Consider the following 1,342-nt stretch of genomic DNA (forward strand, 5'->3'; position numbering starts at 1 on the left):
TGGAACCAGCCCCGGTCGGGACGGGTGTTTCAACGTAGTCGGTGACGGTGTTGTTGGCCCAGTGGCTGGCTTCGAACTCCGCGGGTGGGACGAGGCCGATCTCTCCGTGAAGGCGCCGGTGGTTGAACCAGTCGACGTACTCGGCCACGGCGATCTCGACATCGCCGACGTTCTTCCAACCGCCCTTGGGACGCATGACCGGGTTGCGGATGCACTCGGCCTTGAACAGCGAGTTCAACGCTTCGGCCATCGCGTTGTCATACGAATCGCCCTTGGAACCGACCGATGCGACGGCCTCCGCCTCGGCCAACCGCTCGGTGTATCGAATCGCACGATATTGAACGCCCCTGTCCGAATGATGCGTCAGACCGGTGACGTCGCGGCCGGCTCGCTGCCGGTTCCACAGGCCCATGTCGAGGGCATCCAGCGCCAGATCGGTGCGTAGCGACGTGGACACCTGCCAGCCCACGATCATCCGCGAGTAGACGTCCAGGACGAACGCGACGTAGGTCCAACCGGCATGCGTTCTGACGTAGGTCAGGTCGGCTACCCAGAGCTGGTTCGGTGCGCTCGCGACGAACTTCCGCTTCACCAGATCCTCGGGGCGTTCGGTCTCAGCACCGTCACCGATGGTGGTCTTGCGGGACTTCTCGCGTGGGATGCCACGCAGTCCCTCGGCACGCATGAGCCGCTCGATGGTGCACCGGGCCACGGTGATGCCTTCGCGGTTGAGCTCGGCGTGGACCTTCCTCGCGCCATAGACACCCAGGTTGGCCTTGTGCGCGACCTTGATGTCCTCAACCAGTTCGGCGTCACGGATCGCTCGTGCCGACGACGGCCTGGTCTTGGCGGCGTAGTAGCTGCTCGGGGCAATCTGCACGCCGGCGTTCTTCAGCACAGCGCAGATCGGCTCGACCCCGACCTCACGCCCATCGACCACGTCGTGGCGATGAGCGTCGATATAGGCCACTACCTGCTGGTGGGGCGGTCGAGCTCCGCCGCGAAGAAAGCCGCCGATGTCTTCAAGATGTGGTTGGCCCGACGCAGCTCACGGACCTCCTGCTCGAGCTCGGCCAGACGCTGCGCGTCGCTGGTCGTGGTGCCCGGACGAACCCCGCCGTCGATCTCGGCTTGGCGGACCCAGTTGCGCAAGGTCTCAGGATGCATGCCGAGCTGGCCCGCCACTCGCGGGATCGCACCCGCCCTGGTCGCGGGGTCCTGCCTGAGCTCTACTGCCATCCGGGTCGCGCGCTCACGCAACTCGTCGCCGTACTTCCTCGGTGCTGCCATGACTCTCATCCTCCATGGATTGAGAGCCTCCATCAGACCCGGGGCGATTCAC

The 1,342-nt window shown here is 65.3% G+C and carries 1 protein-coding gene; it reads right to left on the reverse strand.

The window, feature by feature from the left end; translation table 11 throughout:
• Window positions 1-1,290, reverse strand: a protein-coding gene (locus tag ASE20_RS08010) for an IS3 family transposase (protein WP_225868986.1) whose coding sequence is annotated in 2 segments (ribosomal slippage) — window positions 1-1,011 and window positions 1,011-1,290 — 1,291 coding nt annotated over the 2 segments. Because the reading frame shifts where the segments join, the coding sequence is not laid out codon by codon here. This gene is flagged as partial in the annotation.
• Window positions 1,291-1,342: the final 52 nt, after the last annotated feature.

Source organism: Nocardioides sp. Root240, assembly GCF_001428825.1.
In the GTDB taxonomy this organism is placed as follows: Bacteria; Actinomycetota; Actinomycetes; order Propionibacteriales; family Nocardioidaceae; genus Nocardioides.